The organism is Aureimonas sp. Leaf427 (assembly GCF_001425485.1).
Taxonomy (GTDB): domain Bacteria; phylum Pseudomonadota; class Alphaproteobacteria; order Rhizobiales; family Rhizobiaceae; genus Plantimonas.
Genome location: NZ_LMQW01000023.1, coordinates 122,626 through 146,231, shown reverse-complemented (window position 1 = coordinate 146,231; position 23,606 = coordinate 122,626). Strand labels below are relative to the sequence as shown.

At 66.2% G+C, this 23,606-nt stretch carries 21 protein-coding genes; 3 read left to right on the top strand and 18 right to left on the bottom strand.

Annotated elements, in window-relative coordinates:
• The first annotated feature begins 145 nt into the window (after positions 1-145).
• A complete protein-coding gene (gene mazG / locus ASG62_RS14015; protein ID WP_056691415.1) occupies positions 146-1,021 on the top strand; it encodes a nucleoside triphosphate pyrophosphohydrolase in 876 nt (291 codons plus the stop codon).
• On the opposite strand, the gene hflX is transcribed toward mazG, so the two are convergent.
• From hflX to dusB, 8 genes are all read right to left on the bottom strand, one after another.
• Complete coding sequence (gene hflX / locus ASG62_RS14010; RefSeq protein WP_156382141.1) at positions 1,014-2,396, bottom strand: GTPase HflX; 1,383 nt, start codon at positions 2,394-2,396, stop codon at positions 1,014-1,016. The genes mazG and hflX overlap by 8 nt on opposite strands.
• Complete coding sequence (gene hfq, locus ASG62_RS14005) at positions 2,397-2,645, bottom strand: RNA chaperone Hfq (protein WP_056691412.1); 249 nt, start codon at positions 2,643-2,645, stop codon at positions 2,397-2,399.
• Positions 2,646-2,869: 224 nt separating this feature from the next.
• Entirely contained in the window at positions 2,870-4,135 is a 1,266-nt protein-coding gene (locus tag ASG62_RS14000; protein WP_156382140.1) for an arsenic transporter, read from the bottom strand.
• A gap of 118 nt (positions 4,136-4,253) precedes the next feature.
• Positions 4,254-5,618 carry a sigma-54-dependent transcriptional regulator gene (locus tag ASG62_RS13995; RefSeq protein WP_056691408.1) on the bottom strand — a complete coding sequence of 455 codons (1,365 nt, stop codon included), beginning with the start codon at positions 5,616-5,618 and terminating at the stop codon, positions 4,254-4,256.
• Positions 5,618-7,840: a sensor histidine kinase NtrY-like gene (locus ASG62_RS13990; RefSeq protein ID WP_164470468.1), complete on the bottom strand. Its 2,223-nt coding sequence runs from the start codon at positions 7,838-7,840 to the stop codon at positions 5,618-5,620. The genes ASG62_RS13995 and ASG62_RS13990 overlap by 1 nt, the downstream gene beginning before the upstream one ends.
• An 86-nt stretch (positions 7,841-7,926) precedes the next feature.
• On the bottom strand, positions 7,927-9,372 hold the full coding sequence (gene ntrC / locus ASG62_RS13985) for a nitrogen regulation protein NR(I) (protein ID WP_056691405.1): 1,446 nt from the start codon (positions 9,370-9,372) through the stop codon (positions 7,927-7,929).
• Between the two features lie 12 nt (positions 9,373-9,384).
• Complete coding sequence (locus ASG62_RS13980) at positions 9,385-10,521, bottom strand: two-component system sensor histidine kinase NtrB (RefSeq protein ID WP_056691403.1); 1,137 nt, start codon at positions 10,519-10,521, stop codon at positions 9,385-9,387.
• A gap of 1 nt (position 10,522) precedes the next feature.
• Positions 10,523-11,536: a tRNA dihydrouridine synthase DusB gene (gene dusB / locus ASG62_RS13975; RefSeq protein ID WP_056692149.1), complete on the bottom strand. Its 1,014-nt coding sequence runs from the start codon at positions 11,534-11,536 to the stop codon at positions 10,523-10,525.
• Between the two features lie 180 nt (positions 11,537-11,716).
• On the opposite strand from dusB, the gene ASG62_RS13970 reads away from it, so the two are divergent.
• Together ASG62_RS13970 and ASG62_RS13965 are read left to right on the top strand one after the other, a co-directional pair.
• Positions 11,717-12,910 (top strand): bifunctional 2-C-methyl-D-erythritol 4-phosphate cytidylyltransferase/2-C-methyl-D-erythritol 2,4-cyclodiphosphate synthase, encoded by a 1,194-nt coding sequence (locus ASG62_RS13970; RefSeq protein ID WP_056691400.1) that lies wholly within the window; start codon positions 11,717-11,719, stop codon positions 12,908-12,910.
• Positions 12,907-13,413, top strand: a complete 507-nt coding sequence (locus tag ASG62_RS13965) for a CinA family protein (protein ID WP_056691397.1) — start codon at positions 12,907-12,909, stop codon at positions 13,411-13,413. The genes ASG62_RS13970 and ASG62_RS13965 overlap by 4 nt, the downstream gene beginning before the upstream one ends.
• Here ASG62_RS13965 and ASG62_RS13960 read toward each other — a convergent pair.
• The 10 genes from ASG62_RS13960 to eno form a co-directional block, all read right to left on the bottom strand.
• Positions 13,377-13,850 (bottom strand): type II toxin-antitoxin system RatA family toxin, encoded by a 474-nt coding sequence (locus tag ASG62_RS13960; protein ID WP_056691395.1) that lies wholly within the window; start codon positions 13,848-13,850, stop codon positions 13,377-13,379. The genes ASG62_RS13965 and ASG62_RS13960 overlap by 37 nt on opposite strands.
• A 183-nt stretch (positions 13,851-14,033) precedes the next feature.
• Positions 14,034-15,005, bottom strand: coding sequence for a lipoyl synthase (gene lipA / locus ASG62_RS13955; RefSeq protein ID WP_056691392.1), 972 nt, complete (start codon positions 15,003-15,005; stop codon positions 14,034-14,036).
• Positions 15,006-15,068: 63 nt separating this feature from the next.
• Complete coding sequence (locus ASG62_RS13950) at positions 15,069-15,335, bottom strand: GlsB/YeaQ/YmgE family stress response membrane protein (protein WP_056691389.1); 267 nt, start codon at positions 15,333-15,335, stop codon at positions 15,069-15,071.
• A 255-nt stretch (positions 15,336-15,590) separates the two neighbouring features.
• Positions 15,591-17,045: a dihydrolipoyl dehydrogenase gene (lpdA, locus tag ASG62_RS13945; protein WP_056691386.1), complete on the bottom strand. Its 1,455-nt coding sequence runs from the start codon at positions 17,043-17,045 to the stop codon at positions 15,591-15,593.
• Positions 17,046-17,081: 36 nt separating this feature from the next.
• Complete coding sequence (locus ASG62_RS13940) at positions 17,082-17,726, bottom strand: SGNH/GDSL hydrolase family protein (RefSeq protein WP_056691383.1); 645 nt, start codon at positions 17,724-17,726, stop codon at positions 17,082-17,084.
• A gap of 11 nt (positions 17,727-17,737) precedes the next feature.
• Complete coding sequence (locus ASG62_RS13935; protein WP_056691379.1) at positions 17,738-19,132, bottom strand: pyruvate dehydrogenase complex dihydrolipoamide acetyltransferase; 1,395 nt, start codon at positions 19,130-19,132, stop codon at positions 17,738-17,740.
• A 13-nt stretch (positions 19,133-19,145) separates the two neighbouring features.
• On the bottom strand, positions 19,146-20,564 hold the full coding sequence (locus ASG62_RS13930; protein ID WP_056691376.1) for a pyruvate dehydrogenase complex E1 component subunit beta: 1,419 nt from the start codon (positions 20,562-20,564) through the stop codon (positions 19,146-19,148).
• Between the two features lie 15 nt (positions 20,565-20,579).
• Positions 20,580-21,677: a pyruvate dehydrogenase (acetyl-transferring) E1 component subunit alpha gene (gene pdhA / locus ASG62_RS13925; protein ID WP_156382139.1), complete on the bottom strand. Its 1,098-nt coding sequence runs from the start codon at positions 21,675-21,677 to the stop codon at positions 20,580-20,582.
• Between the two features lie 162 nt (positions 21,678-21,839).
• Positions 21,840-22,160, bottom strand: coding sequence for an FtsB family cell division protein (locus tag ASG62_RS13920; RefSeq protein WP_244487497.1), 321 nt, complete (start codon positions 22,158-22,160; stop codon positions 21,840-21,842).
• Between the two features lie 159 nt (positions 22,161-22,319).
• Positions 22,320-23,594: a phosphopyruvate hydratase gene (eno, locus tag ASG62_RS13915; protein WP_056691372.1), complete on the bottom strand. Its 1,275-nt coding sequence runs from the start codon at positions 23,592-23,594 to the stop codon at positions 22,320-22,322.
• Between the last annotated feature and the right edge of the window lie 12 nt (positions 23,595-23,606).

Sequence of the window (23,606 nt, the reverse complement as noted above, 5' to 3'; positions counted from 1 at the left end):
TGTGCGTTCGGCGACACACAGCGCGCGATGGGCGTGCGAGCGCCGTCGGGCTCGATTGCGCGACGTCCGCCGAGATGAACGTTGCGGCTCGCCATGCCCGGGCTTAAGCGATGGCGTGCGGATGCGAACGGAACGGAGCCTGCGGATGGAAGCCTCGCGAAACGTCGAGCGGCTGATCGAGATCATGGCCGCGCTGCGCGATCCCGAGACAGGCTGTCCCTGGGATATCGAGCAGTCCTTCCAGACGATCGCGCCTTACACGGTCGAGGAAGCCTACGAGGTCGCCGACGCGATCGAGCGCCGGGATGCCGAGGATCTCTGCGAGGAGCTCGGCGATCTCCTGCTGCAGGTCGTCTATCACGCGCAGCTGGCCGAAGAAGCCGGGCTCTTCGCCTTCGGCGACGTCGTCGAGCGCATCACCACCAAGATGGTCCGGCGACACCCACATGTCTTCGGCGACGAGACCGCGCGTTCGGCACGCTCGGCGAAAGACCAGTGGGAGCGCATCAAGGCGGAGGAAAAGGCCGAGCGCGCGGAGCGCCGTCGCCTGCGCGGCGCGCGAGATAGCTGGGGCGGCGGTGCCGAGCCGAGCGGCCTGCTCGGCGGCGTCTCGCCGGCCTTTCCGGCGCTGACGCTCGCCTTGAAGGTCCAGCAGAAGGCCGCGAAGGTAGGGTTCGATTGGGACGATGCGAGCGACATCCGCCGGAAGCTGATCGAGGAACTCGACGAGTTCGACGAAGCCTTGGCGGCCGGCGATACCGACCACATGGAGGACGAGTTCGGCGACGTGCTCTTCACGCTCGTCAACGTGGCACGGTTTCACGAGATCGACGCCGAGGCCGCGCTCCGTCGCACCGTCGCGAAGTTCCGCCAGCGCTTCGGCCATATCGAAACCGAACTCCAGCGGCGCGGATCGAGCCTCGAAGCGGCCGACCTGGAAACGATGGAGGCTCTCTGGATCGAGGCGAAGACGGCGGCGCGCAATGACGCCGCCGTTCAGGTCCAACCGGCTGTCAGCTGAGCGTCAGGCCGGGATGGCGCTCGACGAGGCGGCGTAGCTCGTCCTTGGCCTGCACCGTCATGTCCGCGACGAGTTCGACCGCGCCGTCGTCCTGATCGACGCGCGAGCGCACATTGGCGTTCTCGTAGAGCCACGACAGGAGGCTGAGATCCTCCGGCGGCACGAGCAGCGTGACGCCGCCGAGCTGGCCCGCGATCCGCTTCTCGATATCCGTCAGAAGGGCCGGGATGCCTTCGCCCGTCAGCGCCGAGACCAGGAAGACGCCCTGCCCGCCGGTGTGCGTCTCGGCCGCCGTGCGCAGCACCTCGCGGCCCGCTTCGTCCAGCTTGTCGACCTTGTTCCAGACCTCGATCACATGGTCCGCGTCGCCCGTGTCGATGTCGAGATCGCGCAGGATCTTGTTCACGTCGGCCGCCTGCGCCGAAGCGTCGGGATCGGACATGTCGCGGATGTGCAGGATGATCTCGGCCTCGATGACCTCTTCAAGCGTCGCGCGGAAGGACGCGACGAGATGCGTCGGCAGGTCCGAGATGAAACCGACCGTATCCGACATGATCACGTCCGTGCCGTGCGGCAGCGAAATGCGGCGAAGGGTCGGATCGAGCGTGGCGAAGAGCAGGTCCTGCGCGAGCACGCCGGCGCCCGTGATCGTGTTGAACAGGGTGGACTTGCCGGCATTGGTATAGCCGACAAGCGCGATGATGGGATGGGGCGCCTTCTTGCGCTTGGCGCGATGGAGCGTGCGCGTGCGGCGCACGGCCTCCAGCTCCTTCTCCAGGCGCTTGATCTTCTCCTGAAGCTGACGGCGATCGGATTCGATCTGCGTTTCGCCGGGACCGCCGAGGAAGCCCGCGCCGCCGCGCTGCCGTTCGAGGTGGGTCCAGGAACGGACCAGCCGGCCCTTCTGATAGTTCAGATGCGCAAGCTCGACCTGGAGGCGGCCTTCCTTGGTGCGGGCGCGCCGGCCGAAGATCTCGAGGATCAGGCCGGTCCGGTCCAGCACCTTGGCGCCGAGTTCCTTTTCCAGATTGCGCTGCTGCACGGGCGTCAGCGGATGGTCGAAGATCACGAGCCCGATCTCCTCGGCCTCCACGATCGCCTTCATCTCCTCGACCTTGCCGGACCCGATGAGGGTCGCAGGGCGGGCCTTGGAGACCTGGATGATGCCGGTGGCGGCGATCTCGAGGTCGATGGCGGCGGCAAGGCCGACGGCCTCCGCCAGCCGCTGTTCATCGCCGCGGCGCACGACCGCCGTCGCAGGGTCCTCGCCGCGTCCTTCGAACTCTCGAAGCACCGGTACGAACACCCCTGCCCGCGTGGCAACCGGCTTGTGCTCGATCGGCCCGCGCGGTTTCGTCTCGTCGAATTCAGTCAATCAGCTGGCCCCATCCTCGTCGGCGCCTTCGTACATGTGCACGGGCTGCGAGGGCATGATCGTGGATATGGCGTGCTTGTAGACAAGTTGCGAGTGGCCATCGCGGCGCAGGAGAACGCAGAAATTGTCGAAGGACGTCACGACGCCCGTCAGCTTCACGCCGTTCACGAGAAAGATGGTGAGGGATATCTTTTGCTTGCGGACCGTATTGAGAAAGAGGTCCTGCAGATTCTGCGCGCGTTCGGCCATGTCGGTTCCTTAGACTTTTCTCGTTTTTGGCGGAATCGACCTTGCGCGAACAGGGTCATCCCGCATGCGCGGTGGTCCGGTGCTTCAAGATCGAGCGCCGGAAAGGTGCCGTCCGGGTCCTTCGAGGCGTTGCGCCCTCGCGGTCCCGAGCCGATCCTTTCGGATACCATTTTCTCCCCGCCGGCGGCAACATCGCCGTGCCGCCGCTCGGCGTCGAAGACGTCTCACCACGGCTGGAAGATCACCGCCGCGAGGGCGAGGATCAGCGCCGGCGGCATGACGAGAAGACCGAGCTTCAGAAACCGGATCGCGCCGAAGGAAAGCCCCTCCCGCCGAAGTGCCGTCAGCCAGAGAATGGTCGCCAGAGACCCCGTGACGGAGAGATTGGGGCCGATGTCGATGCCGACGAGGATGGCATCGACCACCTTGGACGGCACCTCGGCGCCGCCGACGACCGCGCCGGAGATGAGGCCGAGCGGCAGGTTGTTCGTGACGTTGGTTCCAAAGGCCACCAGCGCGCCCGTGGCAGCAGCGGCCAGCGACGGGGCGCTCGCGACGAAGGCCTCCAGCTCGCCGACGAGGAGTCGCTCCAGCCCGCTCAACTCGAGCGCCCGGACGATGACGAAGAGGCCGGCGACGAGAAGCAGCGTGTCCCAGGAAACCTCGCGGACGACGGCGATGGGGCTCGACCGTTCGGCCAGCATGACGGCGAGAAGCGTCGCCGTGCCGGCCAGCGCCGTCGGCCAGCCGAGTTCTGCCCCGATGGCCGAGGCGCCGAGAAGAACGAGGGCGGCGATCGCGATGCCGGCCGCCGCGATGCGTCCGCCCCGAGAGAGTGCCGGAATGGCGATGTCGGTGCGGGTCGTGCCGACGAGATCGTGCCTCTGCGTCCATCGCAGGATGAGGAACGTCGCCCCGATCGACAGGATGGAGGCCAGCGAGAAGCGGGCGAGCCAGTCGCCGAGCGGCGGCATGTCCGAGCCGAAGACGACGAGATTGGCCGGGTTCGAGATCGGGAGGACAAAGGAGGCGGCGTTCGCCACGAAGGCGCAGACGAGGAGATAGGGCATCGGGCTCTTCGCCTCCGCCGCCCGTGCCACGGCGGCGACCGCTGGCGTCAGGACGACCGCCGTCGCGTCGTTGGATAGGAAGACGGTGACGAGCGTTCCGATGAGGTAGACGAGGCCGAAGAGCCGCCGCGGCGAGCCCCTGGCGGACCTCGCGGCGAAGGCGGCGAGATAGTCGAAGAGACCCTCGCGCCGGGCGATCTCGGCCAGGAGCATCATGCCGGCGAGGAAGAGGTAGACATCCGTGCCGGACGCGATGCCACGCCAGACCTCCGCCAGCGGCAGGAGGCCGAGCGCGGCGAGAGCCGCTGCGCCGACGACGGCGAAGATCCATTCCGGCAGGCCGAACGGCCGCGTGATGACGCCGGCAACCGCCAGGGCGGAGATCACCCAGACGAAGAGAGAGGCACTCGACCCGATCATGAACGACATATCCCGGCGCCGAAATGCGGCCCGAGCTTCATCCTAGAGCCGGCTCGCGCCAAATCGATCCCGCTTGCGAACTATTCTCTGAGCCCACCGCGGAAAGGAGCGAAAGGGTTCAGATTCCGAGCGACTTCAGCTTGCGATGCAGAGCCGAGCGCTCCATGCCGACGAACTCCGCCGTGCGCGAGATATTGCCGCCGAAACGGTTGATCTGCGCCATCAGATACTCTTTCTCGAACACCTCGCGCGCGTCGCGCAGCGGCAGAGCGAGGATGCGCCCGTCTGACTGGCTGGGCGTTCTCGGCAGCATGTCGCCGACCTCGTGCGGCAGCATGTCGGCGGAGATCGGCTCCCCCGCATCGCCCTCGCGCGCCAGGATCATCAACCGCTCCACGTTGTTGCGGAGCTGGCGGATATTGCCGGGCCAGTCGCTCGACTGAAGAACGGCCATCGCCTCCGGGCTGATCTCGCGGGGCTTGATGCCGGTCTGCTCGCCGATCTGGTTCATGAAGGCCTCGATCAGCAGCGGAATGTCGCTGCGCCGGTCCGACAGCGGCGGCACCGAGATCGGGACGACGGAGAGCCGGTGGTAGAGATCCTCGCGGAAGAGCCCGTCGACGATCATCGATTCCAGGTTCTGCGCCGTCGAGGAGAGGATGCGCACATCCACTTTCACTCGCTTGGTGCCGCCGACGCGCTCGAAGGTCTGTTCGGTGAGGACGCGCAGGATCTTGTTCTGTGTCTCGCGCGGCATGTCGCCGACCTCGTCGAGGAAGAGCACGCCGCCATGCGCCTCCTCGAAGGCACCGACCTTGCGCTCGACGCCGGGCGGCGTCTCCGTGCCGAAGAGTTCGACCTCCATGCGCTCGGGCGTGATCGCGGCCGCGTTCAGCGCCACGAAGGGCCCCTGCGCCCGCGTCGATCCCGCATGGATCGCACGCGCCACCATTTCCTTGCCCGAGCCGGACGGGCCGAGAATCATGACGCGGCTGTTCGTCGGCGCGACCCGCTCGATCGTGGTCCGCAGCTGGTTCATCGGGTGCGAGCGGCCGATGAGTTCGGAAAAGTCGGCCGAACGGCGACGCAGATCGGAGACCTCGCGCTTCAGCTTGGACGTCTCCAGCGCCCGCTCCGCCACAAGGATCAGGCGATCGGCCTTGAATGGCTTCTCGATATAGTCGTAGGCCCCACGACGGATGGCGGAGACGGCGGTCTCGATATTGCCGTGGCCCGAGATCATGACGACCGGCACTTCCGGGTGCTGCGTCTTGATCGCCTCCAGAAGATCCAGCCCGTCGAGCCGGCTCCCCTGCAGCCAGATGTCGAGGAAGACGAGCCGGGGAACGCGATCGGCGATCGACTGGAGCGCGGCGTCGGAGTTCGCGGCGATGCGCGTCTCGTGTCCCTCGTCCTCCAGGATTCCGGCGACGAGTTCGCGAATATCGGCTTCGTCATCGACGATCAGGATATCGGACGCCATCAGTCATCAGTCCTTTCTTGGGTCTGGCCTTCGAGGGAGGCGGGCAGCCTGACTCGCACGAGCGCACCGGAGGTCTCTCCCGGCGCATCGTCGAGCTCGATCGAGCCGCCATGCTCCTCGATGATCTTGCGGACGATCGCGAGGCCGAGGCCCGTGCCTTTCTCTCGCGTCGTCATGTAGGGCTCCAGCAGCCGATCTCGATCTTCCTTGGGAAAACCGCGGCCGTTGTCGGTGATTTCGACGAGATGGTCGGTCCCGTCGCGCCGCGCGGTGAGCGCGATGCGGGGAGCTTCCACCTCGGAGGTCTCGAGGGACTCCACGGCGTTCTTCACCAGATTGCCGAAGGCCTGGCTGAGGAGCCGGATGTCGAAGTCGCCCGCCAGCGGTACGTCGCCGAAATCGGCGGTGAAGGCGATGCCGTGATCGCCCATCTCGCGCATGAAGACCGCTTCCTTCAGCGCCTCGCGCAGGTCGCGCACTTCCATCTTCGGCTTCGGCATGCGCGCGAAGGTCGAGAACTCGTCGACCATGCGGCCGATGTCGGAGACCTGACGGATGATCGTGTCGATGCAGCGGTCGAAGACCTCACGGTCGCCTTCGATGAGCTTCCCGTAGCGCCGGCGGATGCGCTCGGCCGAGAGCTGGATCGGGGTCAGCGGGTTCTTGATCTCGTGAGCGATGCGCCGCGCGACGTCGGCCCAGGCCGAGGAGCGCTGCGCGTCGACGAGATCGGTGATGTCGTCGATCGTGACGACGCTCGCATGGCCGCCGTCGGTCGCCTCTTCCGACGACGTGACGCGGACGGCCAGCACGCGGTCGCGGTCGCGCGTCTTCAGCTTGATCTCTTCCTGGAACTCGGCGCGGCGCGACTGGCCGGCCGCGCGATGGATCGCCGCGATCATGGGGAAGAGATCGACGAGCGTCTGCCCGACCGCCTGCTCCGCCGGGATGGCGAGGATGCGCTCGGCCGACGGGTTCAGCATCGAGATCGTGCCGTCGCCCTCGATGCCCATCACGCCGACCGTGACGCCGGACAGAACCGCCTCGGTGAAGCGCCTCCGTTCGTCGATCACGTCCTTGGCGTGGACCAGTTCGGCCCGCTGCGACCCGAGCTGGCGGATCATGTTGTTGAACGTGTTGGAAAGCGAGCCGACATCGCCGTCCGAAGCGCGCACGGGAACGGAGACGGCAAGATTTCCCTCGCTGACCTCGTCGGCCGCTGAAATCAGGAGACGGATCGGCCGAACGAGTCGATCTGCGACGCCGATGCCGGTCCAGATGGCCGAGAGAAGCACGATCAGCGTGATGCCGAGATAGAGGAGCGCGAACGCGATCTGCGTGCCGATGCGGTTGTTCTGGAGGCTGCGATATTCGGCGGTGCGCTCTTCCATCAGCCTGAGGGCCGAGATGACCTCCGGGTCCACCACGCGGACGGTGTAGAGATAGATGTCGCCGAGCGTGCGCAACTTCACGATCGCGCCGACGAGATTGGTGATGCCCGGCGGAATGAAGACGAGATTGCCCGCCTTCGCCTGATCCAGCGCATCCTGCGGCGGAGCGGGAAGCGGCTTGTCGGTCGAGATATCGGCCCGCATGATCGGCGAGCCGTCCATCCGCAGGAGCTGTGCTCCCAGAAGCGAGCGTCCCCTCGCCTGTTCCGTCACGAGCTGTTCGAAACCGGTCCGGTCGAGATCGTAGAGCCGGCGCTGCGAATCGAGATCGTAGGCCATGGAGGAGGTCGAGCCCTGCAGGTTGCGGGCGTTCTCGTTCACATAGGCTCGCGCGACGCTGACGGAGGAATCGACGATGGCGCGGGTTCGGATCTCGAACCAGCGGTCGAGGCCGAGGTCGAGCGTGATGCCCGCGACGACAGCCACCAAGAGAGCCGGAAGCGCTGCGACGATCGCGAAGAGGACGACGATCCGAACGTGCAGCCGCGACGCCGCCTTGCCCTGTCGGCGCGCCCGCGCCATGCGCAGGACTTCGAGGAAGATCAGCCCGCAGAGAAGAAGGACGAAGGCGCCGTTGACGATCGACGCGACGGTCACGACCGTCTCGGTCGGATTGATGGGCGTCAGGCCCATCAGGACGACGAAGGACACCGCGCCCGTGACGAGCGCGCCTGCGACGCCGATCAGGCCGGGCACCAGCATGAAGCGCCGGCGATCCGGGCGGATCACGCGCTCGGGCATCGCCTCCGAGGAGATCATATTCAGGCTCATCGAGTCACTTCGAACAGCTGCTTGTCGTTGCGAGATTGCAACGCAATGTGTTCAAAATGCAACGAGCCGCGGAGAAAAAACGACGCCTACCTGATGGAGCGCACCACGGAAATATCGAGATCCCGGATCTTCTTGCGCAGCGTGTTGCGGTTCACGCCGAGAAGATCGGCTGCCTTCACCTGGTTTCCGCGTGTGGCGGCGAGGGCCGCGGCGATCAGCGGATACTCGACCTCCCGCAGGATGCGGCCATGGAGACCGGGCGGCGGCAGGTCGTCGGAGAAGGACGCGAAATACTCCGAAAGATAGCGCTCGACCGCCGCACTGAGATCGATCGGGCGGCTGTGATCCGGCTCGCCGTCGAGGGTGCGCGAATACTCGTTGGAGAGTTCGTGCTCCACTAGTTCCGCCGAAATCTCGTCCTGCGGATAGAGCGCCGACAGCCGGCGGACGAGGTTCTCGAGCTCGCGGACATTCCCCGGCCAGGAGTAGCGCCGCATGACGTCGAGCGCCCCCTGGCTCAGCGTCTTGCGGGGCAGCCCCTCCTTCATGACCTCGGCGAAGAAGTGACGCGCGAGATCGGGCAGATCCTCGATGCGTTCGCGAAGCGGGGGAAGGCGCAGCGGCACGACGTTCAGGCGATAGAAAAGATCCTCGCGGAAGAGCCCTCGCCCGATCAGCTGGCGCAGATCCTTGTTGGTCGCCGAGACGATCCGCACATCCGTCGCGATCGGCGTGCGTCCGCCGACGACGGTGTACTCTCCCTGCTGGAGCACGCGCAGAAGTCGCGTCTGGGCCTCCATCGGCATGTCGCCGATCTCGTCGAGAAAGAGCGTCCCGCCCTCGGCCTGCTCGAAGCGCCCGCTGGAGCGGCTCTGCGCGCCCGTGAAGGCGCCCTTCTCGTGGCCGAACAGTTCCGATTCGATCAGATCGCGCGGGATGGCGGCCATGTTGATGGCGACGAAGGGCCCCTTCCGCCTGCGGCCGTAATCGTGCAGCGCGCGCGCGACGAGTTCCTTGCCCGTTCCGGATTCGCCGGTGATCGTCACGGTCAGGTCCGTCTGCATCATCCGGGCGAGCGCGCGGTAGATGTCCTGCATGGCGGGCGAGCGCCCGACGAGGGGCATGTTGTCCTGCCCGTCGTCGGCCTCGTTCTTGGCGGCGGCCTTCGGCTCGGCGAGCGCGCGGCGCACGATCGAGACGAGTTCGGTCAGGTCGAAGGGCTTCGGGATATAGTCGTAGGCGCCCTTCTCCGACGCCTTGATCGCGGTCATGAACGTGTTCTGCGCGCTCATGACCACGACCGGAAGGTCGGGCCGGCTGTTCTTGATCTTCGGCAGGACGTCGAAGGCGTTGCCGTCGGGCATGAGGACGTCGGTGATGACGAGGTCGCCCTCGCCGGCCGAGATCCAGCGCCACAGCGTCGCGATGTTCGAGGTCACGCGCACCTCGTATCCGGCCCGCATCAGGGCCTGGGAGATGACGGTCCTGATCGCGGCGTCGTCGTCGGCGACCAGGATTTGAGCGGCAGCCATCGGTTCTGTCCTTTACAGGTCGCGCGAGAGGAAGCCTGGACGCTGGTCCATCCCCTCGCGCCAGGCGGGCATCAGCACGCGGAAGATCGTGTGGCCCGGCTGCGATTCGCATTCGATGACGCCGCCATGATCCCCGATGATCTTGGCGACGAGCGCGAGTCCAAGTCCCGATCCGCTCGGCTTGGTCGTCACGAACGGATCGAAGATGTGCTGGCGGATGTCCTCCGGCACGCCCGGACCGTTGTCCTCGACGATGAACTCCAGCGGCAGCGTCATCCGCGTCTTCGTGCCGGGCACGGAGAGGCGGACGCCGGGGCGGAAGGCGGTGGACAGCTTGATCTCGCCGTCCTCGCGTCCCGCGATCGCCTCGCTCGCGTTCTTCACGAGGTTCAGGAAGACCTGAACGAGCTGGTCGCGATTGGCGAAGACCGGCGGAAGCGAGGGATCGTAGATCTCGCTGAACTTGACGCCGCGCGCAAAGCCGCTGCGGGCCAACGTCTTCACATGCTCCAGCACCGAGTGGATGTTGACGCCGGAGCGCTCGATCGGCCGCTGATCGGAGAAGATCTCCATCCGATCGACGAGCTTCACGATCCGGTCGCTCTCCTCCTGGATCAGCCGCGTCAGCGCCCGGTCGTCGTCGGTCGCATTCGTCTCGAGAAGCTGCGCCGCCCCCTTGATGCCGGACAGCGGATTGCGAATCTCGTGCGCGAGCATCGCGGCGAGGCCGGTGACGGACCGCGCCGCCGAGCGATGCGTCAGCTGCCGATCCATCTTGTCGGCGATCGACCGGAGCTGGATCATCACCACGACATGGTCGGGGCGATCGGGCAGGCCGGACACGTAGAGATCCACCATCCGGTCGGAGCCGAGGCGGGGCGACGAGACGTCGACCCGGTACTCGCTGATGCGCGAACGCTCCGCCCGCACCTGGTCGATCAGGCCGAAGAGCGGGCTGTCGGCCGCGATGAAATCGTTCAGCTTTCGCTTGGCGAGGTAGGAGAAGCCGGCCGAAAAAAACTGTTCCGCATCGGAATTGGCGAAGACGAACAAACCTTCCGCATCGATCACGATGACCGGATGAGGCAAGGCGTTCAGGATGCGCGTTTCGAGGCCGGTTCCGGGCGTGCCGAGGTCGGATGGGCTCACGTCAGGCCGCCTTTCCGAATGCAAGTGCTGGACGGTCGATATCGGCGATGCTGAGCCGTCCGAGAAGCGAACGGAGCCGTGCCAGCACGTCCTTCGGCTCCGTCGAGGTCATGACGGAAGCGCGGTCGGCTTTCGCGACGGTGCCGGCTGCGGCCTCGAACGTGTCGAGATACCAGCCGAGATGCTTGCGCGCATGGCGAATGCCGGTGCGCGCGCCGTAATGGTCCAGCATCGCCTCGTAATGCTCGCAGACGAGATCGGCGAAGACGATGCGGTCGAGACCATCGGCGCCCGTCGCGCCCGCGATGCGGCCCGGGAACCAGGGGCGCCCGCAGGCACCGCGCCCGATCATCACCGCATCCGCCCCGCTTTGCCGAAGCATGTCGGGCCGGTCCGCGGCCGCGGTCAGGTCGCCGTTCGCGACGACCGGAACGGAGACCGCCCGCTTCACCGCTGCGATGGCCGCCCAGTCGGCGCGGCCCTCGTAGAACTGGCACCGCGTGCGCCCGTGCACGGTGATCATGCGCACGCCGGCGCTTTCCGCCCGCACGGCGATCTCGGCCGCGTTCAGCGAGCGCTCGTCCCAACCGAGGCGCATCTTCAACGTCACCGGAACCGAGCCGGCTCCTGCCACCGTCGCCTCGACGATGGAGAGCGCCAGCTCGGGCTCGCGCATCAGCGCCGAGCCCGACAGGCCGCCGACGACCTTCTTGGCGGGGCAGCCCATGTTGATGTCGATGAGGTCCGCTCCAAGATCCGCGAGCTTCGCGGCGGCCGCCTTCATCCAGACGGGATCGCGACCGGCCAGCTGGACGACATGAGGCCCCGATCCGTCGCGCATCGCCCGCAGCGCACTCTCGGCGTCGCCCGCGACGAACTCGGCGCTCGCGACCATTTCCGACACGACCAATCCCGCTCCGAAACGGCGGGCCAGGCGCCGGAAAGGCACATCCGAAATGCCGGACAGCGGCGCCAGGAAGACGCGGTTGGGCAGCGTCAGTCCGGAAAGGCGCAGCTCCCCGACACCGGCCGACGCTGAACCGCCTAGAGGTTGGGCACCCTTAACTTCTGTCGAATCTTTCGTCATCACCGGCTAATTTACCGAGGCATGCCCAAATGACAAGCATGTCCGCTTGAGAAGCAGGCGCCGTTGTGGTTCCCATCGCGCGAAATATGGGGACAAGGGTGCAGCGCAATGTCGGCATCATCGATTGCCGTGCTCATCGTCGCGGCGGGCCGCGGCGAGCGAGCGGGCGATCCTGGCCTCGGGCCGAAGCAGTACCGGCGCCTCGCCGGCCGAAGCGTCCTGCGCCGCACGCTCGAAGCCTTCGCGGAGGCCGGGCTGACGGATATGATCGTCGCAATACACCGCGATGACGATCTTCTCTTCGCCGAGGCTCTCGACGACCTGCCGCGCCCTCGGGTCGTCACCGGCGGCGCGACGCGGCAGGATTCGGTGCGCCTCGGCCTCGAGGCCCTGGCCGCCGACGCGCCCGACATCGTTCTCATCCACGACGCCGCCCGCCCCTTCGTCTCGCCCTGGACCATCAAGGGCGTGATCGACGCCGTTCGGGAGACCGACGGCGGCGCCCTGCCCGGCCTCGCCTTGACCGACACGCTGAAACGCGCCGGCTCGTCCGGGCTCCATGTCGCCGAAACCGTTCCGCGCGAGGGCCTGTTCGCGGCGCAGACCCCGCAGGGTTTTCCCTTCGCCGCGATTCTCGAAGCGCATCGCCAAGCGGCATCGGCGGGCCGTCGAGACTTTACGGACGATGCCGCCATCGCCGAATGGCGCGGCCTTCGCGTCACGCTCGTCGAGGGCACCGTCGCCAACATCAAACTCACCCGCCCCGACGATTTCGTTCGGGCCGCGGCCATGCTTTCGCAAGGAGCCCCCATGATCGATGTGCGCACGGGCAATGGCTACGACGTTCACCAGCTCGTCGCCGGCGATCACGTCACCCTCTGCGGCGTCCGCATCCCGCACGATCAGGCGCTGTCCGGCCATTCCGACGCCGATGTCGGCCTTCACGCCCTCACCGACGCGCTTCTGGCGACCTGCGGCGCCGGCGATATCGGCGATCACTTCCCGCCGAGCGACATGCAGTGGCGCGGCGCGGCCTCGCATATCTTCGTGCGGCGCGCCGTCGAGCTCGTCGCCGCCGCAGGCGGGCGCATCATGAACGCCGACATTTCCCTCATCTGCGAAGCGCCCAAGATCGCACCGCATCGCGAGGCCATGCGCCGCGCCGTCGCGGAGATGACCGGGCTCGATCTCACCCGCGTGTCCGTCAAAGCGACGACGAACGAGACGATCGGCTTCGTCGGCCGACGCGAGGGCATCGCGGCCATTGCGACCGCCAGCGTCTCCTATGGAGAAGCCCCATGACGCTTCCGGCCGCCGGGCTCGTCGAGCGCCTCCGCGCTCTCTCGCTACGCGTCACGACGGTGGAAAGCTGCACGGGCGGCTTGATCGCCGCCGCGATCACGGATGTCGCGGGCTCGTCGGCGGTCTTCGACATGGGCTTCGTCACCTATTCGAACGCGGCGAAGACCGCTCTCGTCGGGGTGCCGGAAGACCTTCTCGACCGTGTCGGCGCGGTGTCGCGGGAGGTTGCCTGTGCGATGGCGGAGGGCGGGCGCCTCAGATCGGGGGCGGATGCCGCCGTGGCCGTCACGGGCATTGCCGGTCCCGGCGGCGGATCGGGCGAGAAGCCCGTCGGCCTCGTCCATTTCGCGCTGGCGACCGCGGAGGGCACGCGCCACGAGGTCCGGCGCTTCGGCGATCTCGGGCGATCGGGCGTCCGCGCCGCGACGGTGGCGCTGGCCCTGGAGATACTGAACGACTGGGCCGCTCAGCGCGCGGCGACCGAAGGCGCCGCCGCCCCGTAGATCGCGTCGGCCCGCGTCTCGAAAGCGACCGCGAATCGGCGGAAGGCGTAGTCGAACATCGAGCCCATCAGGAGGCCGAGCGTCCGGCTCTTGAACTCGTAGTCGATGTCGAACGTCACGTCGCACCCGCCGCCCGCCTTCGGCTCGAAGCTCCAGCGGTTGTCGAGATAGCGGAACGGGCCGTCGACATATTTCACGTCGATCTGCCGATCCTCGCGATTCAGGAGAACCTGCGAGGTGAAGGTCTCGCGGACCATCTTATAGGCGACCGTCATATCGGCGATCAGCAGCGTCTTGCCCTCCCGCTCCCGGGTGGAGCGGATTTCCAGCCGTTGGCAGAGCGGCAGAAACTCGGGGTACTTCGCGACGTCCGCCACGAGATCGAACATCTGCTCCGGCGCGTGCCGAACCGGTCGGGTCGTCTGGAATTTCGGCATGTCGTTACGATCTCATCGGATTTCCGAGCGCTCCTGCCGGGCGCTCCAGACGCTCGAACGCGCGACCACGGCACGAGGCTGCGGCGGCATCGTCACATTGACTGAAAAACGGAAACGGAATCGATCCACCCCCGCCTTTTGAACGTCGTTGCCCTTTTGAACGTCGCCGCGCGCGGGCAGAGGTCAGGCCGCTGCAGGCCTGTCGAGACGCGCCTGCTTCAGCCGCTCGAAATCCTCGCCGGCATGGTGCGACGACCGCGTCAGCGGGCTGGACGCGACGACCAGGAACCCCTTCGAATAGGCGACCGTCTCGTAGGACTTGAACTCGTCCGGCGTCACGAACTTGATGACAGCATGATGCTTCTTGGTCGGCTGGAGATACTGGCCGATCGTGATGAAGTCGACGTCCGCCGTGCGCAGGTCGTCCATCAGCTGAAGCACCTCGTTCCGCTCCTCGCCGAGCCCGACCATGATGCCGGACTTGGTGAACATTGTCGGGTCCAGCTCCTTCACGCGCTGGAGAAGGCGGATGGAGTGGAAGTAGCGCGCGCCGGGGCGAACCGTCAGATAGTTGGAGGGAACGGTCTCGAGATTGTGGTTGAAGACGTCGGGCTTGGCCGCGACAACGGTTTCCAGCGCGCCGGGCTTGCGCAGGAAGTCGGGCGTCAGGATTTCGATCGTCGTTCCGGGGGCTGCCGCGCGAATGGCGCGAATGGTCTCGGCGAAATGTTCGGCGCCGCCATCGGGAAGATCGTCGCGGTCCACGGACGTGATGACGACGTGGTTGAGGCCCATCTTGGCGACCGCGCGGCCGACGCTCAAGGGCTCCTCGGCGTTCAAGGCATGCGGCTTGCCGGTGGCGACGTTGCAGAAGGCGCAGGCCCGCGTGCAGATGCCGCCCATGATCATGAAGGTCGCGTGCTTCTTCTCCCAACATCCGCCGATATTGGGGCACCCCGCCTCTTCGCAGACGGTCACGAGATTGTTCGATTTGACGATCTCGCGGGTTTCGTAATAGCCCGGCGATACGGGCGCCTTGACCCGGATCCAGTCCGGCTTCGGCGCGGAAATGGAGTCCGGCCGGTTTGCTTTTTCGGGGTGGCGCAGCCGAGGCTCGGCCCCGGCTGCGCTCCGTGTATCCAAGATCGTGACCATGGCCCGATCTTACGGGCGCGGCGCGATCCTGTCCATCACTTGACGGCGTTCGAAAGCCTTCCGTTACCGGACCGTGCGGCCTTGAAACAGCCGGGCCACAGCAATCAGCAGGCAAGCGCCGATAAAGCCGGTGATCAGATACGGAATCCAGCCTACGCCGAAGCTGAAGCCGAGGGCCGCGAGAATGGCGTTGAGCACCACCGCGCCGATGATGCCGAGAATGATGTTCATGAGGAGCCCCATGTTGCTCTTCATGAACTGCTCGGCGAGAAATCCTGCAATGCCGCCGATGATGATCGCGCCGATCCAGCCTACGCCGTTGGTATCCATGTTTACTCTCCTGACCAGACAACTTCGTCTGCGTTCAAAATTGTGTGCGGAGAGCCGGCGGCAAGATGTCGCCGCAATTAAAAACTTTCCGTCGAGAGCGGAACTTTTGGAGCGGGTGCGTCGCGGCTGCCGTTGCTCAAGACACGGATCGTCCGATCCTGATGCCGGCAATAAAAAAAGGCACCGGTAGCGCGGAATGCGCCGGCCGGTGCCTCTTCCTCGTTGATCCGAGACGCTTTCGGTCTCGCCACCCGCCTACTGGTGGATGACCTTGCCATAGGCGTCGAGGACGCTCTCGTGCATCATCTCCGAAAGGGTCGGATGCGGGAAGCAGGTGTGCATGAGGTCTTCCTCGGTCGTCTCCAATCCCATGGCGATGACAAAGCCCTGGATCAGCTCGGTCACCTCCGCGCCGACCATGTGGGCGCCCAGGAGTTCGCCGGTCTTGGCGTCGAACACCGTCTTCACCATGCCCTCCGGCTCGCCGAGCGCGATGGCCTTACCGTTGCCTTGGAACTTGAAGCGGCCGACCTTGACCTCGCGCCCGCTCTCCTTCGCCTTGGCCTCGGTCAGGCCGACGGAGGCGACCTGAGGCTGGCAGTAGGTGCAGCCGGGAATCTCCGTCTTCTTCATCGCGTGCGGATGAAGGCCCTTGATCGCCTCGACGCAGATCGTGCCCTCGTGCTCGGCCTTGTGCGCAAGCATCGGGGCGCCCGCCACGTCGCCGATCGCGTAGATGCCTTCGACATTGGTGCGGCCGACGCCGTCGATCTTGATCGTGCCGCGCTCCACCGCGACGCCGACGCCTTCGAGGTTGAGGTTCTCGGTGTTGCCCTGGACGCCGACGGCGGAGATGAGGCGTTCTGCGGTCAGCGTCTGAGCCTTGCCGTCCTTGGTCTCGACGACGACGGAGACGCCGTCGGACGTCTTCGTGACCTTGGCGACCTTGGCATCCGTCAGGACCTTCAGGCCCTGCTTCTCCAGCTGCTTGCGCGCGACGGCGGCGATCTCGGCATCCTCGACCGGCATGATCTGCGGCAGCAGCTCGACCACGGTCACGTCGGCGCCCATGGTGAGGTAGAAGCTCGCGAACTCGATGCCGATCGCGCCCGATCCCATGACGATCAGGGATTTCGGCATGGCTTTGGGCTTCATCGCCTCGAAGTAGGTCCAGATGCGGTCGCCATCCGGCTCGATGCCGGGCAGGACGCGCGGACGGGCGCCCGTCGCGACGATCACATGCTTGGCCTTGTACGTGCCTTCGCCGAGAACCCCCTTCGGAACCGGGTTCTGCGGCTCGACGACCGGCTTCTTCATCTTGCCGACGGAGACCTCGATGGGACCGCCCTTCCCCGCCTTCTCGATTCGCGCCTCGCCCCAGATGACGTCGATCTTGTTCTTCTTCATCAGATAGGCGACGCCGCCGTTCAGCTGCGCCGAGACGCCGCGCGAGCGCTTGACGACGGCCGCCATGTCGAAGCTGGGCTTCTGAATGTTCAGCCCGTAGTTCGCGCCATGTTCGGCATAGTGGAAGATCTCGGCCGAGCGCAGCAATGCCTTCGTCGGGATGCAGCCCCAGTTGAGGCAGATACCGCCGAGATGTTCGCGCTCCACGACGGCGGTGCGAAAGCCGAGCTGGGCGGCGCGAATCGCCGCGACATAGCCGCCGGGTCCGCCGCCGATGATCAGGACGTCATAGGTTTCAGCCATCACAAGGTCCTTGATGGGAGGTGTGGCGCCGTGGCTTCAAGCCCGCGCGAGGATCGTTCGGACCGGCTCGACCAGGGCATCGCCCAACCGCCGGGTGTTTTCCGCGTCGAGATGGATGCCGTCCAGCGGCGTCGTCTCGCAGACTTCGGACGCATCGAAAATGTCGCAGCCGTATTCGTCCGCGACCATCGCCAAGGCCACCGGCAGCCCCTGGGACTCCTCGATGCCGTGCGAGAAGAGCAGCGTGAAGTCGGGATCGTCGGTCGCCACGAAGGATGGCGGCGCGACGATCAGGATCTTCGGCGCCGCCATGCCGCGATGGTAGGGATACGTCTTGATGATCTCGACGATCCGCTCCATCCCGATCCGCGCCTCGAAGGCGCGACCGCCGCCCGTGTGGCGCTTGAGGTCGTTGGTGCCGAGCAGCACCACGACGAGATCGATCGGCTGGTGCGTCCCGAGCAGCGTCGGCAGGATCTTGGCGCCGTTGCGCTCGGCCGCCGAGGTGTTGTCGTCATAGGCGGTGGTGCGTCCGTTCAATCCTTCCGGAATGACGACGTGCCCCGCGCCGAGGCCCGCCGCCAGACGGGTCGGCCAGCGATCCTCGATCGCGTGCCGCCCCGCCGACGCGGCGTCGTAGCCCCAGGTCAGAGAATCGCCGAAGCAAAGGATGGTCTTCAAGACCCCTCTCCTCAGACCAGCATCGACATGGGGCTCTCGATGAAGCCCTTGAACGCCTGGATCAGCTCAGCGCCGAGCGCGCCGTCGACGGCCCGGTGATCGGTCGAGAGCGTCACGGACATGACGGTCGCAACGACGACGGCACCCGACTTCACCACCGCGCGCGGCTCGCCCGCGCCGACGGCGAGGATGGTCGCATGCGGCGGGTTCACGATGGCGGCGAAGTCCTTGACACCGAACATGCCGAGGTTCGAGACCGCCGTCGTGCCACCATTGTACTCGTCGGGCTTCAGCTTGCGCGAGCGGGCGCGCCGGGCCAGATCCTTCATCTCGTTGGAGATGGTGGACAGCGTCTTCTCCTCCGCGCGCCGGATGATCGGCGTGATGAGGCCGCCCTCGATGGAGACGGCGACGCCGACATCGGCATGCTTGTGCTTGAGCATGGCCGAATCCGTCCAGGACACGTTCGCCTCCGGCACCGCCTTCAGAGCCAGCGCCATGGCCTTGATGACCATGTCGTTTACGGAAAGCTTGTAGGCCGGCGCGTCGCCCTTTTCGGTCTTCACCGTCGGAGCGGCCGCATTCAGCTGGCTGCGCAGCGCCAGCAGCGCGTCGAGCTCGATATCGACCGTCAGGTAGAAGTGCGGAACGTTCTGCTTGGATTCCTGCAGGCGGCGCGCGATCGTCTTGCGCATGCCGTCATGCGGCACGGCCTCGTAGGAGCCTTCCGCGAAGAGCTTGCGAACCTGCTCGTCGCTCTGCCCCTTCGGAGCGCTGGCGGCAGCGGCGGGCGCCTCGGCCTTCGCGACGGAAGCCTCGGCGGCAGGGGCCGCCTTCGGGGCGGGGCCAGCCTTGGCGGCGGCTTCCACGTCGGCGCGAACAATGCGGCCATTCGGACCGGAGCCCGTCACGGCGGAGAGATCGACACCGCTGTCCTTGGCGATGCGGCGGGCGAGCGGCGAGGCGAAGACGCGGCCGCCCGTGCCTTGAGAAGAAGCAGGCGAGCCGCCCTTGGCGGTGCTCGTCTCGGCGGGCTTGGCGTCGCCCCGCGCATCGGCATCCTTGGCATCGGCGGTCGAGCCGACGACGGCATTGTCCGCCTTCGGATCGGCCGCGATGGCGCCGCCCTTCGGCGCGGCATCGGCGGGAGCCGACGCATCCTCGCCCTCGGCCGCGAGAATCGCGATCACGGCGTTGACCTTCACGCCTTCCGTGCCGGCGGGAACCACGATCTTGGCGATCGTGCCCTCGTCGACGGCCTCGACCTCCATCGTGGCCTTGTCGGTCTCGATTTCGGCAATGACGTCGCCGGAGGAGACCTTGTCGCCCTCCTTCACCAGCCACTTGGCGAGGTTGCCCTCTTCCATCGTGGGGGAGAGAGCGGGCATCGTGATGTTGATGGGCATCGCGGTGCCTCCCTTATGCGCGGTAGCAGACGGACTTGACCGCGTCGATCACGTCCTTGACCGTCGGAAGCGCCAGCTTTTCGAGGTTGGCGGCATAGGGCATGGGCACGTCCTTGCCCGTGACCTTCAGGACCGGCGCATCGAGATGATCGAAGGCGCGCTCCATCAGCTCGGAGGCGATGTGCGAGCCGATCGAGCTCTGCGGCCAGCCTTCCTCGACGGTGACGCAGCGGTTCGTCTTCTTCACCGAGCGCACGACCGTCTCGATGTCGAGCGGGCGGATGGTCCGCAGATCGATGATCTCGACGTCGATGCCCTCCTTCGCCAGTTCCTCGGCAGCCTTGACCGTGTAGGTCATGCCGATGCCGAAGGAGACGATGGTGACGTCGCGTCCCTTCTTGTGGATGCGCGCCTTGCCGATCGGAACGAGCCAGTCATCGCCCTTCGGCACGTCGAACGTCTGGCCGTAGAGAATCTCGTTCTCGAGGAAGACGACCGGGTTCGGATCGCGGATCGCCGCCTTCATCAGGCCCTTCGCGTCCGCCGCCGTGTAGGGCATGACGACCTTGAGGCCCGGGATCTGGCCGTACCAAGCGGCATAGTCCTGGCTGTGCTGCGCGCCGACGCGGGCCGCCGCGCCGTTCGGGCCGCGGAAGACGATCGGGCAGCCCATCTGGCCGCCGGCCATGTAGAGCGTCTTCGCCGCCGAGTTGATGATGTGGTCGATCGCCTGCATGGCGAAGTTGAACGTCATGAACTCGATGATCGGCTTCAGGCCGCCGAAGGCCGCGCCGACGCCGAGACCGGCAAAGCCGTGCTCCGTGATCGGCGTGTCCACGACGCGGCGCGCGCCGAACTCTTCGAGGAGGCCCTGGCTGATCTTGTAGGCGCCCTGATACTCGGCGACCTCTTCGCCCATCAGGAAGACCGAACCGTCGCGGCGCATCTCTTCGGCCATCGCGTCGCGAAGCGCCTCGCGCACCGTGGTCGGTACCAGCTCGACGCCGGCGGGGAACTGCTCGACATCCCCTTCCTTGTCGTCGGGCTCGGGATGCTTCATGCCCTCGGCCGGAACGCTCTTCGATCCGGCGACCGTCTCGGAGGTCGCCTTCTCGCCGGCGTCGTCGGCGGGCTTGGGAGCGGCCGGAGCCTCGGCCTTGGCGCCGCCTTCCAGGGCGGAAGCGTCCTCGCCCTCGGAGAGAAGGATCGCGATGGCCGCATTGACCTTCACGCCTTCGGTGCCGGCGGCGACGAGGATCTTGCCGAGCGTGCCTTCATCGACGGCCTCGACTTCCATCGTGGCCTTGTCGGTCTCGATCTCGGCGATCACGTCGCCCGAGGAGACCTTGTCGCCTTCGTTCTTGATCCACTTGGAGAGCGTGCCCTCCTCCATGGTCGGAGAGAGGGCGGGCATCAGGATATTGATGGGCATGTCTGTCGCTCCCCCTTACTCGGCCGCCTGCGGAACTTCGTCCGCATAGATGTCGGTCCACAGTTCCGAGACGTCGGGCTCGCGGTCGTTCTGCGCAAAATCGGCCGAGTCGGCGACCGTGTCGCGCACCTTCTTGTCGATGTCCTTCAGCTCGTCTTCCGAGACGCCGTGCGCCTCGATCAGCCGCTGCTTCACCTGCTCGATCGGATCGTGATCCGACCGCATCTTCTGCACCTCGTCGCGCGACCGGTACTTGGCCGGGTCCGACATGGAGTGGCCGCGATAGCGATAGGTCATCATTTCGAGGATGATCGGTCCGGCGCCCGAGCGGCAGTGTGCGGCCGCCAGATCGCCGGCGGCCTTCACGGCGCGCACGTCCATGCCGTCGACCTGGATGCCCGGGATCTTGAAGGAGATGCCGCGATGGGCGAAGTTCGTCTCCGCGCTGGCGCGGCTGACCGACGTGCCCATGGCGTAGCGGTTGTTCTCGATGATGTAGACCACCGGCAGCTTCCACAGCGACGCCATGTTGAAGCTCTCGTAGACCTGCCCCTGGTTGGAGGCGCCGTCGCCGAAATAGGTCAGCGCGATCGAGTCCGTGCCATTGTAGACGTTGGAGAAGCCGAGGCCCGTGCCGATCGAGACCTGCGCGCCGACGATGCCGTGCCCGCCGAAGAACTTCTTCTCCTTCGAGAACATGTGCATCGAGCCGCCCTTGCCCTTGGAGTAGCCTCCACGGCGTCCGGTCAGCTCCGCCATCACGCCGCGCGGCTCCATGCCGGTGGCGAGCATGTGCCCGTGGTCGCGATAGCCGGTGACGACCTGGTCGCCCTCCTTCATCGCGAGCTGCATGCCCACGACGACCGCTTCCTGGCCGATATAGAGGTGGCAGAAGCCGCCGATGAAGCCCATGCCATAGAGCTGGCCGGCCTTTTCCTCGAAGCGGCGAATGAGGAGCATGTCGCCATAGGCACGCAGCTCCTGTTCCTTGGTGAACTCGACCGGGGCCGGAGCCTCGAAGGTCTGAAGCGTCCGGACGATCTCGGCGGCGCCATCCTGCGGCTGCTCGTCCGTTCCATCGACCGAAAGCTTCTTCGGCTTGTTGCCCGCCATATCCGTAACTCCCGCGCCGCCAGCATCCATAGGATGCGTTGGGGCGGACTATACGGTCAGAAACGAGCCACGCAAGCGACACATCGGTATGAACCGGATTTCGGTTATATTGCTGCACGGCAGCATTCTAAACCGAAATCTGGTTATTGTCTGATGAAGGATTCAGCGCAGGATGGCGATCTCGTCCGGGGCGACATATCCGAGCGACTCTCGCGCCCGCTCGTCGATCATGTCGCGTTCGAGCGTCCCGTCGTGGAGAAGCTGCACCCGGCGCTCCAGGGACTGGCGCTCCTGCAGAAGCTTGGCGTAACGCGCCTCGCTCTGGACGAGCTCGGTCGCCAGCACGCTCTTCGCCTCCAGCCCGAAGCGGCCGCTCTGCGCGTGGAAGGCGAAGTAGGCGAGGAAGCTGCCGGTGATGGCCGGCACGATCAGCCGTCCCATTCGCGATTTGCGGTGTTGTTTGGTGCGCATCGTCGTCTCCATGCGATCATCCTGCCCGATCGGCTTTAAAGGCCGGTTAAGCTTGACGAAGGATCGATGGAGGCAGAGCCGTTCGGCATGCGCCGCGCATTCCTAGCAGCCGCAAACGGAAAAGGGGCGCGCGGCCTTGCGACCGCGCGCCCCTTCTATGGTCGAACGGTGTTAGCGGCGCAGGATGGAGCGGCCGGCATAGACCGCCTGGTCGCCCAATTCTTCTTCGATGCGGAGAAGCTGGTTGTACTTGGCGAGCCGGTCGGAACGCGCGAGCGAGCCGGTCTTGATCTGTCCGCAATTCGTGGCGACCGCGAGATCGGCGATCGTGGAATCCTCGGTCTCACCCGAGCGGTGCGACATGACGGCCGTGTAGCCGGCACGGTGCGCGACGCTCACCGCGTCGAGCGTCTCCGTCAGCGAACCGATCTGGTTCACCTTGACGAGGATCGAGTTGGCGACGCCCTTCTCGATGCCCTCGCGCAGGCGCTTGGAGTTGGTGACGAAGAGATCGTCGCCGACGAGCTGGCAGGTCTTGCCGATCTTGTCGGTGAGGCTCTTCCAGCCGCTCCAGTCGTCCTCGGACATGCCGTCCTCGATCGAGACGATCGGGTAGGCGCCCGCCAGCTCGGCGAGGTAGCCGGCCATCTCGTCCGGCGAGAGCTTGCGGCCTTCGCCTTCGAGGTCGTAGACGCCGCCCTTGAAGAACTCGGTGGAGGCGCAGTCGAGCGCGAGACCGATCTCCTCGCCCGGCTTGTAGCCGGCCTTCTCGATCGCCTGCATCACGAAGTCGAGACCCGCCTTGGCCGATTCGAGATTCGGCGCGAAGCCGCCCTCGTCGCCGACATTGGTGTTGTGGCCGGCCTTCTTCAGCATGGTCTTCAGCGTGTGGAAGACTTCCGCGCCCATGCGCAGACCCTCGGCGAAGGTCTCCGCCCCATAGGGCATGATCATGAATTCCTGGAAGTCGATCGGGTTGTCGGCATGCGCGCCGCCGTTGATGATGTTCATCATCGGCACGGGCAGGACATGGGCGCTGGCACCGCCGACATAGCGGTAGAGCGGCAGGCCCGAAGCGTCGGCCGCGGCCTTCGCGACGGCCAGCGAGACGCCGAGGATCGCGTTGGCGCCGAGACGGCTCTTGTTCTCGGTCCCATCGAGCTCGAGAAGGATCTGGTCGATGCGCATCTGGTTTTCGGCCTCGAGGCCGCAGAGCGCCTCGAAGATTTCGCCGTTCACCGCTTCGACGGCGTTCAGAACGCCCTTGCCGAGATAGCGCTCGCCGCCGTCGCGCAGCTCGACCGCCTCGTGCGCGCCCGTCGAGGCGCCGGAGGGAACGGCCGCACGGCCCATGGTGCCGTCTTCGAGGACGACGTCCACTTCCACGGTCGGGTTGCCCCGGCTGTCGAGGATCTCACGTCCGATGATGTCGATGATCGCAGTCATGCCCACTCCTTC

Bases quoted from the DNA above. Each gene is read 5' to 3' on its own strand.
- mazG (WP_056691415.1), top strand. From the start codon at position 146: ATGGAAGCCTCGCGAAACGTCGAGCGGCTGATCGAGATCATGGCCGCG.
- hfq (WP_056691412.1), bottom strand. From the start codon at position 2,645: ATGGCCGAACGCGCGCAGAATCTGCAGGACCTCTTTCTCAATACGGTC.
- ASG62_RS14000 (WP_156382140.1), bottom strand. From the start codon at position 4,135: ATGATCGGGTCGAGTGCCTCTCTCTTCGTCTGGGTGATCTCCGCCCTG.
- ASG62_RS13995 (WP_056691408.1), bottom strand. From the start codon at position 5,618: ATGGCGTCCGATATCCTGATCGTCGATGACGAAGCCGATATTCGCGAA.
- ASG62_RS13990 (WP_164470468.1), bottom strand. From the start codon at position 7,840: ATGAGCCTGAATATGATCTCCTCGGAGGCGATGCCCGAGCGCGTGATC.
- ntrC (WP_056691405.1), bottom strand. From the start codon at position 9,372: ATGGCTGCCGCTCAAATCCTGGTCGCCGACGACGACGCCGCGATCAGG.
- ASG62_RS13970 (WP_056691400.1), top strand. From the start codon at position 11,717: ATGTCGGCATCATCGATTGCCGTGCTCATCGTCGCGGCGGGCCGCGGC.
- ASG62_RS13965 (WP_056691397.1), top strand. From the start codon at position 12,907: ATGACGCTTCCGGCCGCCGGGCTCGTCGAGCGCCTCCGCGCTCTCTCG.
- ASG62_RS13960 (WP_056691395.1), bottom strand. From the start codon at position 13,850: ATGCCGAAATTCCAGACGACCCGACCGGTTCGGCACGCGCCGGAGCAG.
- lipA (WP_056691392.1), bottom strand. From the start codon at position 15,005: ATGGTCACGATCTTGGATACACGGAGCGCAGCCGGGGCCGAGCCTCGG.
- ASG62_RS13950 (WP_056691389.1), bottom strand. From the start codon at position 15,335: ATGGATACCAACGGCGTAGGCTGGATCGGCGCGATCATCATCGGCGGC.
- lpdA (WP_056691386.1), bottom strand. From the start codon at position 17,045: ATGGCTGAAACCTATGACGTCCTGATCATCGGCGGCGGACCCGGCGGC.
- ASG62_RS13935 (WP_056691379.1), bottom strand. From the start codon at position 19,132: ATGCCCATCAACATCACGATGCCCGCTCTCTCCCCCACGATGGAAGAG.
- ASG62_RS13930 (WP_056691376.1), bottom strand. From the start codon at position 20,564: ATGCCCATCAATATCCTGATGCCCGCCCTCTCTCCGACCATGGAGGAG.
- pdhA (WP_156382139.1), bottom strand. From the start codon at position 21,677: ATGGCGGGCAACAAGCCGAAGAAGCTTTCGGTCGATGGAACGGACGAG.
- ASG62_RS13920 (WP_244487497.1), bottom strand. From the start codon at position 22,160: ATGGAGACGACGATGCGCACCAAACAACACCGCAAATCGCGAATGGGA.
- eno (WP_056691372.1), bottom strand. From the start codon at position 23,594: ATGACTGCGATCATCGACATCATCGGACGTGAGATCCTCGACAGCCGG.